This is a genomic window from Streptomyces rubellus, assembly GCF_036323805.1.
Taxonomy (GTDB): domain Bacteria; phylum Actinomycetota; class Actinomycetes; order Streptomycetales; family Streptomycetaceae; genus Streptomyces.
In genome coordinates this window covers 26074-41011 of the sequence record NZ_JAZDCX010000031.1, presented here as the reverse complement: position 1 = coordinate 41011, position 14938 = coordinate 26074, and the positions used below count along the sequence as shown (strand labels likewise).

Annotated in this window: 15 protein-coding genes; 5 read left to right on the top strand and 10 right to left on the bottom strand. The window is 74.0% G+C overall.

Annotation, left to right across the window (positions count from 1 at the left end):
- Positions 1–5: 5 nt before the first annotated feature.
- The 5 genes from V1L54_RS26825 to V1L54_RS26805 form a co-directional block, all read right to left on the bottom strand.
- Entirely contained in the window at positions 6–1619 is a 1614-nt protein-coding gene (locus V1L54_RS26825; protein WP_330120728.1) for a peptide chain release factor 3, read from the bottom strand.
- A gap of 656 nt (positions 1620–2275) precedes the next feature.
- Positions 2276–3013 carry a spermidine synthase family protein gene (locus tag V1L54_RS26820; RefSeq protein ID WP_330120727.1) on the bottom strand — a complete coding sequence of 246 codons (738 nt, stop codon included), beginning with the start codon at positions 3011–3013 and terminating at the stop codon, positions 2276–2278.
- Between the two features lie 51 nt (positions 3014–3064).
- A complete protein-coding gene (locus V1L54_RS26815) occupies positions 3065–4750 on the bottom strand; it encodes a ribonuclease J (protein ID WP_330120726.1) in 1686 nt (561 codons plus the stop codon).
- A 489-nt stretch (positions 4751–5239) separates the two neighbouring features.
- A complete protein-coding gene (locus V1L54_RS26810) occupies positions 5240–6352 on the bottom strand; it encodes a Ppx/GppA family phosphatase (protein ID WP_330120725.1) in 1113 nt (370 codons plus the stop codon).
- A gap of 182 nt (positions 6353–6534) precedes the next feature.
- Positions 6535–7698: a glycoside hydrolase family 12 protein gene (locus tag V1L54_RS26805; protein ID WP_330120724.1), complete on the bottom strand. Its 1164-nt coding sequence runs from the start codon at positions 7696–7698 to the stop codon at positions 6535–6537.
- A gap of 334 nt (positions 7699–8032) precedes the next feature.
- Between V1L54_RS26805 and V1L54_RS26800 the strand changes: the two genes are divergently transcribed.
- Positions 8033–8410, top strand: a complete 378-nt coding sequence (locus V1L54_RS26800; protein ID WP_330120723.1) for an STAS domain-containing protein — start codon at positions 8033–8035, stop codon at positions 8408–8410.
- 41 nt (positions 8411–8451) lie between these two features.
- Positions 8452–8913, top strand: a complete 462-nt coding sequence (locus V1L54_RS26795; RefSeq protein ID WP_330120722.1) for an SLATT domain-containing protein — start codon at positions 8452–8454, stop codon at positions 8911–8913.
- A gap of 38 nt (positions 8914–8951) precedes the next feature.
- Here the strand turns inward: V1L54_RS26795 and V1L54_RS26790 are convergent, their stop codons facing one another.
- The gene (locus tag V1L54_RS26790) at positions 8952–9485 is read right to left on the bottom strand and encodes a sugar O-acetyltransferase (protein WP_330120756.1); all 534 of its coding nucleotides are present in this window, start codon (positions 9483–9485) and stop codon (positions 8952–8954) included.
- Positions 9486–9875: 390 nt separating this feature from the next.
- Between V1L54_RS26790 and V1L54_RS26785 the strand changes: the two genes are divergently transcribed.
- Both V1L54_RS26785 and V1L54_RS26780 read left to right on the top strand, forming a co-directional pair.
- Positions 9876–10187 (top strand): STAS domain-containing protein, encoded by a 312-nt coding sequence (locus V1L54_RS26785; protein WP_330120721.1) that lies wholly within the window; start codon positions 9876–9878, stop codon positions 10185–10187.
- 163 nt (positions 10188–10350) lie between these two features.
- On the top strand, positions 10351–10767 hold the full coding sequence (locus V1L54_RS26780; RefSeq protein WP_330120720.1) for an ATP-binding protein: 417 nt from the start codon (positions 10351–10353) through the stop codon (positions 10765–10767).
- Positions 10768–10848: 81 nt separating this feature from the next.
- Here the strand turns inward: V1L54_RS26780 and V1L54_RS26775 are convergent, their stop codons facing one another.
- Positions 10849–11409: an NAD(P)H-dependent oxidoreductase gene (locus V1L54_RS26775; protein WP_330120719.1), complete on the bottom strand. Its 561-nt coding sequence runs from the start codon at positions 11407–11409 to the stop codon at positions 10849–10851.
- Positions 11410–11522: 113 nt separating this feature from the next.
- Between V1L54_RS26775 and V1L54_RS26770 the strand changes: the two genes are divergently transcribed.
- Positions 11523–12170: a TetR/AcrR family transcriptional regulator gene (locus tag V1L54_RS26770; RefSeq protein ID WP_443076804.1), complete on the top strand. Its 648-nt coding sequence runs from the start codon at positions 11523–11525 to the stop codon at positions 12168–12170.
- Between the two features lie 36 nt (positions 12171–12206).
- Here the strand turns inward: V1L54_RS26770 and V1L54_RS26765 are convergent, their stop codons facing one another.
- The 3 genes from V1L54_RS26765 to V1L54_RS26755 form a co-directional block, all read right to left on the bottom strand.
- On the bottom strand, positions 12207–13106 hold the full coding sequence (locus V1L54_RS26765; RefSeq protein WP_330120718.1) for an LLM class flavin-dependent oxidoreductase: 900 nt from the start codon (positions 13104–13106) through the stop codon (positions 12207–12209).
- A 117-nt stretch (positions 13107–13223) separates the two neighbouring features.
- Entirely contained in the window at positions 13224–13853 is a 630-nt protein-coding gene (locus tag V1L54_RS26760) for an MBL fold metallo-hydrolase (protein WP_330120717.1), read from the bottom strand.
- Positions 13850–14938 (bottom strand): S-(hydroxymethyl)mycothiol dehydrogenase, encoded by a 1089-nt coding sequence (locus V1L54_RS26755; protein ID WP_330120716.1) that lies wholly within the window; start codon positions 14936–14938, stop codon positions 13850–13852. Before V1L54_RS26755 ends, V1L54_RS26760 begins: the two co-directional genes overlap by 4 nt.

Sequence of the window (14938 nt, the reverse complement as noted above, 5' to 3'; positions counted from 1 at the left end):
CGGGGTCATTCGTGGGCGGCGATGAGGGTCTCCAGGCGGGTGCCGGGGAACTCCCGCGCGAAGGAGTCGGCCTGCCACCGGTTGGGGAACAGCGCCAGATGCGCCTTGTCCCGCAACCGGACGAAGGACTCCCCCTTCACCAGCCGGGTGCGGTCCAGCTTGTCGGCACCGGCCGCGTCGGTGGCCCGGGCCAGATGGTAGTCCAGCGGCTCCAGCCGCACCGGCGAGGAGAACTCGTGCGCCATCCGGTGGGCCACCACCTCGAACTGCATCGGCCCGACCGCCGCCAGCACCGGCGCCTGCTCCCCACGCCGGTCGGAGACCAGCACCTGCACCACCCCCTCCTCGTCCAACTGCGCGATCCCGCGCCGGAACTGCTTGGAACGGGCGATATCGGCCGGGCGCGCGACGGCGAAGTGCTCCGGCGCGAAGGTCGGCATCGGCGGGAAGACCGCCGGCTGCCCGGCGTACAGGGTGTCGCCCACCCGCAGCGCGGCGGCGTTGACCAGCCCCACCACATCACCGGGATAGGCCACATCCACCGAGGAGCGGTCCTGGCCGAAGACACTGTGCGCGTACTTGGTGGCGAACGGCCGCCCCGAGGCGGCATGGGTGACCGTCATGCCGCGCTCGAAGACCCCCGAACACACCCGCACGAACGCGATCCGGTCCCGGTGGGAGCGGTCCATGTTGGCCTGCACCTTGAACACCAGCCCCGAGAACGGCGCGTCCACCGGGCGTTGCCCGCCACCGGCCAGCTCCCGCGCACCGGGCGCCGGCGCCAGGTCCACCAGCGCGTCCAGCAGCAGCCGCACCCCGATGTTGGACACCGCCGCACCGAAGAACACCGGCGTGGACCTCCCCGCCAAGAACGCGGACCGCTCGTGCTCGGCGCCATCGGCCCGCAGCAACTCCAGCTCCTCGGCCGCCCGCTCCCAGTCGGCACCCTCCTCCACCGCCGCCCGCCCGGCCGCAACCGCCTCCTCCACCGCCGCCCGCGCCCCGCCCGGGGCGCGGGTGTAGCGCAGCATCCGGCCCGGCTCGCGCACATCGACCAGCCCCCGCAGACGGCCGGCCTCCCCCACCGGCCACGTCACCGGCGCGGGCTGGAGGCCGAACTCGGACTCGATCTCGTCCAGCAGCTCCAGCGCCTCCCGGCCGGGCCGGTCCCACTTGTTGACGAACGTGATCACCGGAACGCCGCGGTGCCGGCACACGTCGAACAGCTTGCGGGTCTGCTCCTCCAGCCCCTTGGCCGCGTCGATGAGCATCACCGCACAGTCCACCGCCGCCAGCACCCGGTAGGTGTCCTCGGAGAAATCCGCGTGCCCCGGCGTGTCCAGCAGGTTCAGCACATGGTCGCGGTAGGCGAACTGCAGCACCGCCGAGGTCACCGAGATCCCCCGGGCCCGCTCCATCTCCATCCAGTCCGAGGACACCCCCCGCCGCCCGGCCTTGCCGTGCACCGCACCCGCCGAAGTGATCGCCCGCGCATGCAGCGCCAACGCCTCGGTCAGCGTCGACTTCCCCGCGTCCGGATGACTGATCACCGCGAACGTCCGCCGCCGCACCGCCTCACCGGCCGCACCACCAGCCGCCTGCCCGCCGGCCCCGCTCACCGCACCCCCTCGGCACCGGCCACCGCAGCGGCGCCCTTCGCCCGCGTCGGCTCCCGGCACGGGATCCCGCACCGTGCGTCCGCCTCGACCCAGTACCTGCGCAACCGTCTCACCAGTTCCTCGTGTGCCTCTCCGTCGGTCCCCGTCGTCCGGTGACCGCTCCGGCCTCTCCCGCAGCGCCCGGGTCTCCTCTGGGCGGGGCCCGGGGCCCGTGTCCGGCGTACCGGCGCCGGTCTTCCCGCGGGGACGGATCGCGTGCGGGGGCGGCTTCGCCTACCCCCGAAGACCTCGCCGATACGCATCAGCCTCTCATCCACGGCCCCCGCGTCCCCGCCCCGGCCACCGGAGGACCGGGGCGCTCCCGGCCCGGGCGGGCCCGGCTCGGGACGGTGCCCGCGCCGACGGTACATCGCCCGAAAGGGCGGGGACGCGTCCGGGACCGCGGGTGCCCCCGCCCGGGAACACCCTACCGAAACGTAACGGTCTGATCCGAACGCCGCCCGACCTGACGGGGAAATGCCTGGTGATGGACAACTCCCCGCTCCTCGGTGCCGGATGTTCGCCAGCAGCGCCTTCCGTGGTGTCAGAGTGTGATCGCTCGTCCACCCCGGCGACCGGCACCGGCCGTGCGGCGGGCCCGCCGCACGGCCGCCGTCTCACGTCCCGGGCCCCTTCCTGGCGACATAGACGGTGTTGGCCGCCGTCCCGTCCTGGAAGGGATTGTCGAAGTCGACGACATGGGCCTCCGCCGCGGCGAAGACCTCCGCCAGGACGGCGGTGAACTCCTCGTCCGGCGGATCGTTGGACCACAGGGCGAAGACACCGCCGGGGTGCAGCTGCCCGGCCAGGGCGCGCATTCCCCCGCTCCGGTAGAGCGCCGCGTGCCGCGGGTGCAGCACATGGCGCGGCGAGTGGTCGATGTCCAGCAGGATCGCGTGGAAACGGCGGTCCGGCCGTGCGGGGTCCAGCCCGCGGGGGTCACCGGCCAGCGCGAAGAAGTCGCCCTGGACCAGTCGGCAGCGCCGGTCCGCCGTCAGCCGGGCCCCCAGTGGCACCAGCTTCTCCTCGTGCCACCGGATGACGTCGGGAAGGGCGTCGATGACGATCAGCGAGCGCACCCGCGGGTCGTCCAGCGCCGCCCCCGCGGTGTAGCCGAGACCGAGGCCGCCCACCACGACGTCCAGTTCGGCGCCGGTGCCGGCGTCCGGCAGGGCCGCCAGGCCGAGCCGGGCGAGCGCGATCTCGCCGGCCGTGAAGAGGCTGGACATGAGGAACTCGTCACCGAGCTTCACCTCGTGCACGTCCTGGCCGGTCACCGGGTCCCGGCGCCGCCGCAGGCTGATGTCGCCCATCGGCGTGGGGCGCCAGTCGATCTCCTCGAAGCGCGGGCTCATGCGGCCGCCCCTCCACTGTCGGCGGGACGGTGCTCCGCTCGCCGGAACCGGTCAGGCATCGATGATGACGGGGATGATCAGCGGCTTGCGGCGGTAGGTCCGGAAGGCCCAGGAGGCCACGGCGCGGGTGATGAGCTGTTCGAGCTGGTGCGCGTCCCCGACCCCCTCCTCGGCCGCGGCGGCCAGGGTCTTCTCGATCACCGGGATGACCGGCTCGAAGGTCGCCTCGTCGTGGACGAAGCCGCGGGCCAGGAAGTCCGGGGGCTCGGCCAGCGCCCCGGTGTCGGCGTCGACGATGGCCACGACCGTCACCACGCCCTCGGCAGCGAGGGTGCGCCGGTCCTTCAGGGACGCCTCGGTGGCGCCGCCGACCTCCATGCCGTCGACGTAGACGTTGCCCGCGGGCACCTTGCCGGTGATGGCGGCGCGTCCGTCGACGAGGTCGACCACGACACCGTCCTCGGCGATGACCACCCGGCCGGGATCGACCCCGGTGCGGACGGCGAGGTCGGCGTTGGCCTTGAGGTGCTTCCACTCGCCGTGCACCGGCATGACGTTGCGCGGCCTGACGATGTTGTAGCAGTAGACGAGCTCGCCGGCGCTGGCGTGGCCGGAGACGTGCACCTTGGCGTTGCCCTTGTGGACGACGTTCGCGCCCCACCTGGTCAGCCCGTTGATCACCCGGTAGATGGCGCTCTCGTTGCCGGGGATGAGGGAGCTGGCCATCAGGACCGTGTCCCCCTTGCCGATGCGGATCATGTGGTCCCGGTTGGCCATCCGGGACAGCGCCGCCATCGGCTCGCCCTGCGATCCGGTGCACACCAGCGCGACCTGGTCGTCGGGCAGTTTCTCCATCTCCTTCATGCCGACCACCAGGCCGGACGGCACCTTCAGATAGCCCAGCTCGCGGGCGATGCCCATGTTCCGGACCATCGAGCGGCCCACGAAGGCGACCTTGCGGCCGTGCTGGTGGGCGGCGTCCAGCACCTGCTGGATACGGTGCACGTGGCTGGCGAAACTGGAGACGATGACCCGCCGGGGCGCGGTGCGCATGACCTGCTCGATCGCGGGGTTCAGATCCTTCTCGGCGGTGGTGAAGCCGGGCACCTCCGCGTTGGTGGAGTCGGTGAGGAACAGGTCGACGCCCTCCTCACCGAGGCGGGCGAAGGCCCGCAGGTCGGTGATGCGGCCGTCCAGCGGGAACTGGTCCATCTTGAAGTCGCCGGTGTGCAGCACGAGCCCGGCGCCGGTGCGGATCGCGACGGCGAGCCCGTCCGGGATGGAGTGGTTGACCGCGACGAACTCGCAGTCGAACGGCCCCAGCCCGCGCCGGTCGCCCTCGCGCACTCGTACGGTGCGCGGCTTGATGCCGTGTTCCTTGAGCTTGGCCTCCAGGAACGCCAGCGTCAGCCTGGACCCGACGACGGGGATGTCCGCCCGCTCGCGCAGCAGGTACGGCACACCCCCGATGTGGTCCTCGTGGCCATGGGTCAGCACCACGGCCACCACGTCCTCCAGACGGTCCCGGATGGAGGTGAAGTCCGGCAGGATCACGTCCACGCCGGGCTGGGTCTCCTCGGGGAACAGCACGCCGCAGTCGACGATCAGCAGCTTGCCGCCGTACTCGAAAACGGTCATGTTGCGGCCGATCTCCCCCAGGCCGCCCAACGGGGTGACGCGCAGGCCTCCCTTGGGCAGGGCGGGCGGAGACTTCAGCTCAGGGTGCGGATGGCTCATACCCCGACGCTATCGGAGGGCCGCGGGATCGATCCATCGAGCCCTCCACCGGTCGGCCCGTGCCGTACGGCGGAACGGGCCGGTTTCCCTCCCCCGCCGCGGCCGCTCCCCGCGGTTCCCGGCACCCTGACGGGCCGCACGGCCCGGCGCCGGACGTGGTCGGTGACGCCGGTCCGCGGCTGGGCGTGTGATTCTGCTCCGTCCCCGTGCGGGTGACCCCCGGATGACCGGGACCGCGCCGGCCGGTGTTCCGGCCGGCGCCGTGGCCGGCCTGGACGCCGTCCCCGGGCGCCCGACCCGTACCGGCCGTGCTCACCGTCGGCGGGCCTGTCGGCCGAACCGGAGAACCGAGGCCGTCTGCGGCCGGAGCGGCGTGCCGGGACGCTGCCGCCGGAGCTGCCGGCGCCGGCCCGGGTGCCCGGGGCGGCGAGGCGGTACGGGGGTTGCGGGGCACGGGGTCACGGGATCCCGTCCCGGAAGGGCCCGGGTTCAGGAGGTGTGGCGGGGCTCCGGCACCGCGGCGGGGGGCCGGCCGGCGCCGTCCGCCTCCGTCCTGCGGGCCCCCTCCCGGGCACGGGGCGGGGGGCACGGCCCGCTCCCGGCGTCCGCCGCCCGGTACGGCCCGATCACCGCACCCGCCGTACCCGCAGCACCCGTACCCACCGTGCCGCGCCACAGCGGCACCTGCTCCCGCAGCTGCCTGAGCATCACCCCCTCGCGCAGCGCCCAGGGGGAGAGGGTGACGGACTCGATCTCCAGACAGCGCATGGCGGTGTGCGCGACCACGGCCCCGGCCAGGGACTGCCGGGCGCGGGCCGGGGAGATGCCGGGCAGGTCGGCGCGGGCCGCAGCGGGCAGGGACGCGAGCCGCTCCACGGCCGCTCCGAGGTCGGCGCGGGTGAGACGGCGGGTGACGAAGGGCCCCTTCTTCCCCGGGGCGGCCCCGCACAGCCGGGCCAGCTGCTGGAACGTACGGGAGGTCGCGACGGCCGTACGGGGGCTCTCCCAGCGGAGCCGGACCGCCACGTCCCGCAGCTCGTGGCGCACCCGGCGGCGCAGCTCCCGGACCGCGCGGGCCGGCGGGGGGTCGGACTCGGTGAGGTACTCACGCGTCATACGGCCCGCGCCCAGCGGCAGCGAGGCCACGTAGTCCGGGGTCCGGCTGCGGCCGAAGGCGACCTCCAGCGATCCCCCGCCGATGTCCAGCAGCACCATCGGGCCGGCCCGCCAGCCCATCCACTGCCGGGCCGCCAGGAAGGTCAGCTCCCCTTCCGTCACCCCCGACATGACGTACAGGGGCAGCCCGGTCTCGCGGTGCACGGTCTCCAGCACCTGGTGGCGGTTGGGCGCGTCCCGGATGACCGCGGTGCCGAAGGCGAAGGGGTCGCGCACTCCCCAGCGGCCGGCCTCCTCCTTCACCGAGGCGATCGCCGTCACCAGTTCCTTCACCGCCCGTTCGCCGAGCCGCCGGTCGGGCCCGACGTGCTCGGCGAGCCGCAGCCGCCGCTTGGCGGTGTGCACCGGCAACGGCACGTCGCCGTCGCCGTCGGCCACCGCGAGCCGTACCGTGTTGGATCCCACATCCACTACCGCCAGACGCATAGGGCCCTGATGCCCCCGCCGCCGCCCGGCATGCCGACGGGTTCTCCGGCGCGGCCGTGTACCGCGGCGCGGTCCCCCCACCTCGCCGGGGCCGCCGCCGGGACGCGGGCGGCCCCGCGCACGGCGGGGCCGCCCGGTGATGTCCCGTCCCGGAGTCGCTCCGGGTCACACCCCGGTCCGGGTCACTTCAGGGTGCAGACGGTGCCGTTCAGGGTGAAGCGGGCGGGTTCGCCGAACGTGCCGCCCGAGTAGGTCCCCTGGAAGCCGAACGACCGCGTGGCACCCGGTGCGATGACCGCCTCGGGGCCGGTGCCCCGGGCCGTCACCGTGTTTCCGCCGGTGGTGACCGAGGCGTTCCAGGAGTTGGTGACTGACTGACCGTCGGGCAGGGCGAAGCTCAGCTCCCAGCCGTCGATCGGTGCGGAGCCGGTGTTCCGCACGGTGGCGTCGGCGGTGAAGCCGCCCGGCCAGGAGTTGGTGCCGTAGGTCACCTCGCAGCTCCCGGGCTGCCCGCCCGGCTGCGGGTTGCCGCCGCCGCTCCCGCCGCCGGTGTTGACGGCGGCGGAGAAGGAGTTCACGCCCAGCCCGGCGCCGCCCTCCCAGGGCTCGAAGCCGGCCTGGATGCTGGTCAGGTACCAGGAGCGCTGGGCCATGCCGCGGTTGACCGTCTCGTCGACGAAGTCCATCACGTCGAAGTTCAGGCTCGCGATCGCCGAGGGGGCGACGAAGGAGATGACGTTGTTGGCCCCGTTGCTGCCGGTCCACACCTCCCAGGTGCGGCCGCCGACATTCGCGGTACCGGTCTGCGAGCCGATGGGCTGGATCGGGCCCACCCGGTTCAGCCAGATCATGATCTCGGTCCGGTTGACCCCGTTCGTCCTCGGCTCCGGGTCCAGCCAGATGTCGTACGAGGCGTTGTAGACCGCGTTGCTGACGTAGTTGTAGGAGATGCCGGTGGGCGCGCTGCTGATCGAGTCGACCCGCGCCGGCAGGTTGGTGCCCGGGGAGCAGTTGGCGTAGTGGCAGCCGACGTAGATCGACGGGTACGACTTCGGGGCCCCGTTGGTCGGGACGGAGCCGTCGGCCTGGGTGATCCGGAACCCGCTGTCGGTCACGTTGATGCACTGGGTGGCGGCGGTGCCCCAGCGGTTGTTCTGCACCACGTACCGGCCCTGGACGGTGGTGGTCCCGTACCTGTCGCAGATCTGTTCGTCGGCCCGGGCGGACGTGGCGGTGCCCGCCAGCGCCGTTAAGACCCCGGCGACCAGCAGCAGGGCGAGGAGGGCGGCGTGCGTCCGGGAGGGGGGACGGGAGAGGGATGATGCGGAGAGTTTCACGGCTTCCATGACTTCCCTTCGGAAGGAGCGGGGCAGGGGATTATGGGAGCGCTCCCATGGACTGCGCGGCGGACTCTATGAGCATCGCGGGTTCATGACAAGACGAGACGCACGAACAACCCGGCCCGCCGCTCCCCCGCGAGCCGACTCCGGCGCCGGCCGCCCGGACAGCGTTTCCGCCCGGATTGTCCGGGCAGCCGTCTACGCTGCGGGGTGTCGGCACTCACCCGGGCGCCGGCACGCGAGGCGGCGGAGCCCCGCCGGCCGCGGCAGGCCGCGTCCTCCGGCGGATCCGGGGGACGGACGCCGGCCCGGCCCCGTCCACCCTCCAGGAGCACCACCAGTGAGCGACGAACCGCAGTTGGCCGTTGAGCACGTCGGCGACACCGCCACCGTGGTGGCCGTCACCGGTGAGATCGACTACCACTCCTCCCCCGTCCTGCGGACCGGTGTCGGCGAAGTGATCACGGAGGGGCACCACCATCTGATCCTGGACATGTCAGGGGTCTCCTTCTGTGACTCCTCCGGGCTGAGCACCCTGGTCGGCCTCTGGCACCGGGCACGGGCGGCCGGCGGGTCCCTGACCCTGACCGCCGTGTCCGACCGGCTGGCCCGGCTGCTGCGCATGACCGGGCTCGACCAGATCCTGGTGGTCGACGCCGGCACCGAGGAGGCACTGGCCCGTCTCCGCGGCACCGGCGGTGGCGGGAGCGACGGCTGACCGGTCGCCCGGCGCCGTCCGGCATCGGGCACCATGGCCCTGTGCTGACACGGAGAGCGACACCGCCGGAGCCCGGAGCGGACGGCGGCGACCCGCTGCTGGAACACGCCCTGGCGGAACTGGCCTGGTACGCGCGCATCCGTGACCGCTCCCGCCGCTGGCACTGGGCCGTCGAGCTGACCGCCCTGCTCACCGGAGCCGCCACCGTGGTGGCCGCGGGGCTGCGCGCCCCCGCCGCCGTCACCGCCTGTCTGGCCGGGGCGGCGGTCTTCATCGGCGGCTTCCGGCAGGTCTTCAACCACGCGGAGCGCTATGTGCTGGCCGCGGAGGCCTGGTCGAGACTGCGGACGGCGATCCGGCGCTACCGGCTCGTCCCCGGGGCCGACCGGGACGAGGAGGTCCGCCGCCGGCTGCTGGAGGAGGTGGAGGCGGTGGCCGCGAGCGAGCTGCGGAACTGGGCCGCGAGCCGCCGCGGCGGGCAGCCCGGCCCGCCGCTGCCGTAGGGTCCCGCGGGGGGCGGTTCCGCCCGCGCGGCCGGGAGTCAGGTCTCGCGGACGACCCGGGCCGGGTTGCCGACCGCGACCACGTTCGCGGGCAGGTCCCCGGTGACGACGGCGCCCGCGCCGACGACGGTGTTCTCCCCGATCGTCACACCGGGGCAGACGATGACACCGCCCCCGAGCCACACGTTGTCCCCGATGGTGATGGGCCTGGCCGCCTCCCACTTGGCGCGGCGCGGCTCGGGGTCGACCGGGTGGGTCGGGGTCAGGAGCTGGACGTTCGGGCCGACCTGGACGTCGGCGCCGACGGTGATGGCGGCGACGTCGAGCATGACCGCGCCGAAGTTGACGAACGTGCCGGGCCCCAGGGTGATCTGGCACCCGTAGTCGACGTACAGCGGCGGCCGTACCTCGGCGCCCTCCCCCAGTCCGCCCAGCAGCTCGGCGAGCGCCGCCCGGCGACCGGCGGGGTCGGCGGCCGGCCAGGTGTTGAACCGCTCGCTCAGTTCGGCCGCGCGCCGCAGGTCGGCGGCCAGCTCGGGGTTGTCGGCGAGATAGAGCTCTCCGGCGAGCATGCGTTCCTTCTGGCCGGCCTGCCGGCCGGTCCGTTCACTGGTCACTGGGGGCTTCCTCCGTCCGGTGCGGCGTCCCGGCGCGGCGGGTCACCGTGCCGGACGGTGCCGCACCGCCCAGTGTGCCCGCCGGCCGGCGGGCACCGGGTACCGGACCGGGGCGGCGTCCGGCGGGCGGGCCGGAATGGCCGTACCTACCCCACCGGGCGTACGCGCCGTCCGTAATTTGGGGCAGGGATGGTGGCGCGACACAGCGGGGTGTGTGACGGTGGGGGGAAGCCGTCCCGCCGTCTGGCCGGGGCTGCTCGCTCGCCCACCACGACCGGGGCCCGGCAGCACACGGACGCACCGGTCGACACGGGCTGATCAACCCCGGAAGGGGGTCGAACGGCCATGCGCACCCTGTCTGTCGCCGTCAGCCACAACCAAGGAACCGTCGTCCTGCGCCCGCACGGCGATGTCGACCAGGACAACGCCCCCACCCTGACGGGAGCCCTGGAGAAACTGGAGCAGCCGTGCCGGAGTCTGGCCGTGGACCTGTCGCAGGTCCCCTTCATGGACTCCGCCGGACTGCACGCGCTGCTCTTCCTGGAGCGCCGCTGCCGGGCCCAGGGCGCCCGGCTGATCCTGACCGGGGTACGGGACCAGCCCGCCCGGCTGCTGGACCTGGTGGGACTGACCGGGCACTTCAGCATCATCCGCTGACCGGCCCACCCGCGCGCCCGCGCACACCACCCGGTTACTGTGCCTGCTGCGGCCGGCCGCCACAGCGGGGCGGACAGCGGCGCGCGGCGCTGGGGAGCGGCGTATGTTGTGCGCGCCAGCGGGCAGACGAGACACAGATACCGCTGCGTTTGGGGAACCGGCGATGGAAGTGCTGACGGAAGGCCTGGGCGCGCCCCACCTGCGCGCCGACTTCGACGGCCAAAGCGGCACCATCGCCCAGGCCCGGGACGCCGCCGACAGCTTCCTCACCACCCTCTCGGAGGACACGCCCCCCGACCGGGAGCGTTCCCGCGACGATGTGCTGCTGGTGGTCTCCGAGCTGGTCACCAATGCCGTACGGCACGCCCCCGGTCCGCTCACCCTGTGTCTGGCGCCCGCCCCCGACGGCGTCCAGATCACCGTCCGCGACGGCAGCCCCGAGCCGCCCCGGCCCCGCCCCTCCGACCTGAACGGCGGCACCGGCGGTTTCGGCTGGTCCATCGTCCAGCGCCTCGCCCACCGGATCGAGGTCCTTCCCCGGCCGGACGGCAAGGAGATCCACGTCTTTCTGTCCTGGTGAGCGGTCCCCGCCCGGTCCCGGCCGCCCCGGCCCGTCGCGGTACGGCCGGGCCGTACCGCGACGGGCCGCGCACCGGCCGGGTCAGGCCGCCGCGGGCACCACGGCGGCCGAGAGACCGGTGAGGACTCCGGTGAGCTGCCCGGTGACCTCGGCGTCGTCGGCCGGGTGGAGTTCGGCGAAGCGGCCGACCGAGTCGGGAATGGACAGCCTGACGTCCTCCAGGACGGTGCCGCCCGCGATGCCCGCGGCCTTGCGTGCCTCGTCCTGCGCCCACACGCCGCCGTACCGGCCGAAGGCGGTGCCGATGACGGCCACCGGCCTGCCGGAGAGCGCGCCGGCGCCGAAGGGGCGGGAGAGCCAGTCGATCGCGTTCTTCAGCACGGCCGGGATGGTGCCGTTGTACTCGGGCGAGAACAGCAGGAACGCGTCGGCCTCCCCGGCCGCCTCGCGCAGCCGGGCGGCAGCCGCGGGCACCGAGCCCTCGGCGTCGATGTCCTCGTTGTAGAAGGGGACGCCGGCCAGGCCATCGTAGAGGACGAGGTCGACGCCCTCGGGGGTGAGCTTCACCGCCGCCTCGGCGAGCTGGCGGTTGTGCGAACCGGCGCGAAGGCTGCCGACAAGGCCGAGGATGCGAACGGTCATGGTCTCTCCACAGGTCGGGTCAACTCGGATCGGGAAAGCAAACGGACCATGGTCCGTTTACTGCCACACGATAACCGGACTGCAGTCCGCTTTCTTCCCGTCCCGGTAGGCTGATGTCCGTGACCTCAGCCACACCCACCGACGACACGGGCGGCGTCCACCCGGAACGGCCGTTGCTGCCGCTGGTCGGCCCGCGCCCGCCCGAGCGGGCGGACGCGGCCCGCAACCGGACGCGCCTGCTGGAGGCCGCCGCCCGGCTGGTGGCCGAGTGCGGTCCCGAGCAGCTGACGATGGAGGCCGTCGCCGCCGCCGCGTCGGTCGGCAAGGGCACCGTCTTCCGGCGCTTCGGCGACCGCGCCGGCCTGCTCATGGCCCTCATCGACCACTCCGAGCGCCGCTACCAGGAGTCCTTCCTCTTCGGCCCCCCGCCACTGGGGCCCGGCGCGCCCCCCGTACGGCGCCTGGAGGCGTTCGGGACCACCACCCTCCGGCACCTGGCGGCCCACCGGGATCTGCTGCTGGCCGCCGAGCAGGAGGCGTCCAGACGCCACGACTCCCCGCCCCACCGCGTACGCCGCGCCCATCTCGCCATGCTGCTGCGGGAAGCCGGGGCGGGCGGCGACACCGAGCTGCTCGCCCACACCCTCGCGGCCTATCTGGACGTGACACTCCTCAACCACCTCACCCGGCAGCGCGGCATGGCGCTGGAACGCCTGGAGGACGGCTGGCTGGACCTGGTGGCCCGCGTCGTCCGCCGCTGACCGCCGGGGTCCGGGGTCCGGGGTCCGGGGTCCGCCCTACGGTCCGGCCCCGGCCGTACCGCGTCCGGCCGCGACGGCCTCCCGCAGCGCCGGGGCGGTCTCCCGGGCGAAGGCCTCGAGCTGCGCCGGGTCGTCGGAGCCGAGGACGAACGTGCTGACCCCGTCCTCCAGGGCCAGGGGCAGCAACTGCTCGGCCCATCCGGCGACCGGTCCCCGCAGCGGCCCCTCGGGGCCCGCGGCCACGAGGTTGAGCAGCCGGCGGATCCGGCGCGGGTCCCGGCCGGCCGCGACGGCCGCCTCGTCGATGATCCCGTTGCCCCGGGCGAGGTCCGCCGGGCGGAGGTAGCCGAGGCTGGGCAGCCAGCCGTCGGCCCGCTCACCGACCAGCCGCAGCATCCGCGGCTTGTACGCCCCGAGCCAGATCGGCACCTCGTGCGCCGGCGCCGGACCGCGTTTGGCCCCGACGACCCGGTAGTGGTCGCCGGCCACCCGCAGCGGGCGGCGCTCCCCGGCGTCCCAGATCCCCCGGATCACCTCGATGGCCTCGCCCAGCGCCGCGACGCTCTCCCCGGGGGTCAGCCGCCGCCCGCCCATCGCCTCGATGGCGTCCCAGAAGGCCCCCGCCCCCAGGGCCAGTTCGACCCGCCCGCCGGAGAGCAGGTCCAGGCTCGCCACCGAGCGGGCCAGCACCGCCGGCGGGCGCAGCGGGAGGTTCAGCACGTTGCCGGACAGCCGTACGCGCCCGGTCCGGGCGGCCACCCAGCTCAGCAGCGTCCAGGTGTCCAGATGGCCCGGCTGGTAGGGGTGGTCCTGGAAGGTGACCAGGTCCAGTCCGGCGCGCTCGCTCAGCAGGGCGAGTTCGACCACCTCCGCCGGCCGCCGGTTCCGCGGGGTGAGGAACGATCCGAACCGCAGGTCGTGTCCGTAGTCGGGCATGAACTCCTCCTGCCGGTGCCGCCCGGGCGCGTCCGCGCGCCGGGTTCCCCGCCGGAGGCGCGCCAACCACCCGGCCCGTCCGCCGCCCGGCGGACGGGCCGGTGCGGACGGGCCGGCTCAGTGGCCGCGGTCGATCCACTCCTGGAGGTGGGGGGCCTCGTCGCCGATGGTGGTGGAGTCGCCGTGGCCGGTGCGCACCACGGTCTCCGGCGGGAGGGTCAGCAGCCGGGTGCGGATGGACTCGACGATCGTCGGGAAGTGGGAGAAGGACCGCCCGGTGGCGCCCGGGCCGCCGGAGAAGAGGGTGTCGCCGGTGAAGACCGTGCCCAGGGCGGGGGCGTGGAGGCAGACCGCGCCGGGGGCGTGGCCGGGAGTGTGCAGCACGGTCAGCTCGGTGCCGGCCACGGTGATCGTCTGCCCGTCGGACAGTTCCCCGTCGGGTGCGCGGTCCGGGTGGGTCAGCTCCCACAGCGGCAGGTCGTCGGGGTGGAGCAGCACGGGCGCGCCGGTGGCCGCGGCCAGGGCGGGTGCGGCGTCGATGTGGTCGTCGTGGGCGTGGGTGCACACGATCGCGCGCAGGGTGCGGCCGGCGAGCGCCGCGGCGATGGCGTCGGCGTCGTGGGCGGCGTCGATGACGACCGCCTCGTTCTCGTCGCCGACGATCCAGACGTTGTTGTCCACCTCCCAGGTGCCGCCGTCCAGGGAGAAGGTGCCGGAGGTGACCAGGTGGTCCACGCGGGCGGTCACAGGACCACCACCGAGCGCAGGACGTCGCCGTGGTGCATCTTGCCGAAGGCCTCCTCGACCTGGTCGAGCCCGATGGTCTCGGTGACGAACGCGTCCAGGTCCAGGCGGCCCTGGAGGTGGAGGTCGACCAGCATGGGGAAGTCCCGGGAGGGCAGGCAGTCACCGTACCAGGAGGACTTCAGCGCGCCGCCCCGGCCGAAGACGTCCAGCAGCGGCAGCTCCAGCCTCATCTCGGGGGTGGGCACCCCCACCAGGACCACGGTCCCGGCGAGGTCGCGGGCGTAGAAGGCCTGCCGGTAGATCTCCGGGCGGCCCACCGCGTCGATGACGACATCGGCGCCGAAGCCGCCGGTCAGCTCGCGGATCGCCTCGACCGGATCGGTGGCGCGGGAGTCGACGGTGTGGGTGGCGCCCAGCCCCAGCGCCGTCTCCAGTTTGCGGTCGTCGATGTCGACCGCGACGATCCGTGACGCGCCGGCCAGGTTCGCGCCCATCACCGCGGCTCCGCCGACCCCGCCGCAGCCGATCACGGCCACCGAGTCGCCCCGGGTCACGCCTCCGGTGTTGAGGGCGGCGCCCAGTCCGGCCATCACCCCGCAGCCCAGCAGCCCGGCCACCGCCGGGGAGACGGACGGGTCGACCTTGGTGCACTGCCCGGCGTGGACCAGGGTCTTCTCCGCGAACGCCCCGATGCCCAGCGCGGCGGTCAGCTCGGTGCCACCGTCCTCCAGGGTCATCTTCCGCGTGGCGTTGTGGGTGTCGAAGCAGTACCACGGCCTCCCCCGGCGGCAGGCGCGGCACTGCCCGCACACGGCGCGCCAGTTGAGGATCACGAAGTCGCCGGGCGCCACCTCGTCCACGCCCTCGCCGACCGCCTCCACCACGCCCGCCGCCTCGTGCCCCAGCAGGAACGGGAAGTCGTCCGAGATCCCGCCCTCGCGGTAGTGCAGGTCGGTGTGGCACACCCCGCACGCCTGCACCTTCACCACCGCCTCCCCCGGGCCGGGATCCGGCACGGAGATCGTCTCCACGGTGACCGGCTGGTTCCTGCCCCGGGCGATGACCGCCCGCACCTTCTGTGACAC

What these genes read in the sequence shown, in the direction of transcription:
- V1L54_RS26820 (WP_330120727.1), bottom strand. Translation starts at nt 3,013, where the DNA reads ATGAGCCCGCGCTTCGAGGAGATCGACTGGCGCCCCACGCCGATGGGC.
- V1L54_RS26815 (WP_330120726.1), bottom strand. Translation starts at nt 4,750, where the DNA reads ATGAGCCATCCGCACCCTGAGCTGAAGTCTCCGCCCGCCCTGCCCAAG.
- V1L54_RS26810 (WP_330120725.1), bottom strand. Translation starts at nt 6,352, where the DNA reads ATGCGTCTGGCGGTAGTGGATGTGGGATCCAACACGGTACGGCTCGCG.
- V1L54_RS26805 (WP_330120724.1), bottom strand. Translation starts at nt 7,698, where the DNA reads ATGGAAGCCGTGAAACTCTCCGCATCATCCCTCTCCCGTCCCCCCTCC.
- V1L54_RS26790 (WP_330120756.1), bottom strand. Translation starts at nt 9,485, where the DNA reads ATGCTCGCCGGAGAGCTCTATCTCGCCGACAACCCCGAGCTGGCCGCC.
- V1L54_RS26785 (WP_330120721.1), top strand. Translation starts at nt 9,876, where the DNA reads ATGCGCACCCTGTCTGTCGCCGTCAGCCACAACCAAGGAACCGTCGTC.
- V1L54_RS26780 (WP_330120720.1), top strand. Translation starts at nt 10,351, where the DNA reads ATGGAAGTGCTGACGGAAGGCCTGGGCGCGCCCCACCTGCGCGCCGAC.
- V1L54_RS26775 (WP_330120719.1), bottom strand. Translation starts at nt 11,409, where the DNA reads ATGACCGTTCGCATCCTCGGCCTTGTCGGCAGCCTTCGCGCCGGTTCG.
- V1L54_RS26770 (WP_443076804.1), top strand. Translation starts at nt 11,523, where the DNA reads ATGTCCGTGACCTCAGCCACACCCACCGACGACACGGGCGGCGTCCAC.
- V1L54_RS26765 (WP_330120718.1), bottom strand. Translation starts at nt 13,106, where the DNA reads ATGCCCGACTACGGACACGACCTGCGGTTCGGATCGTTCCTCACCCCG.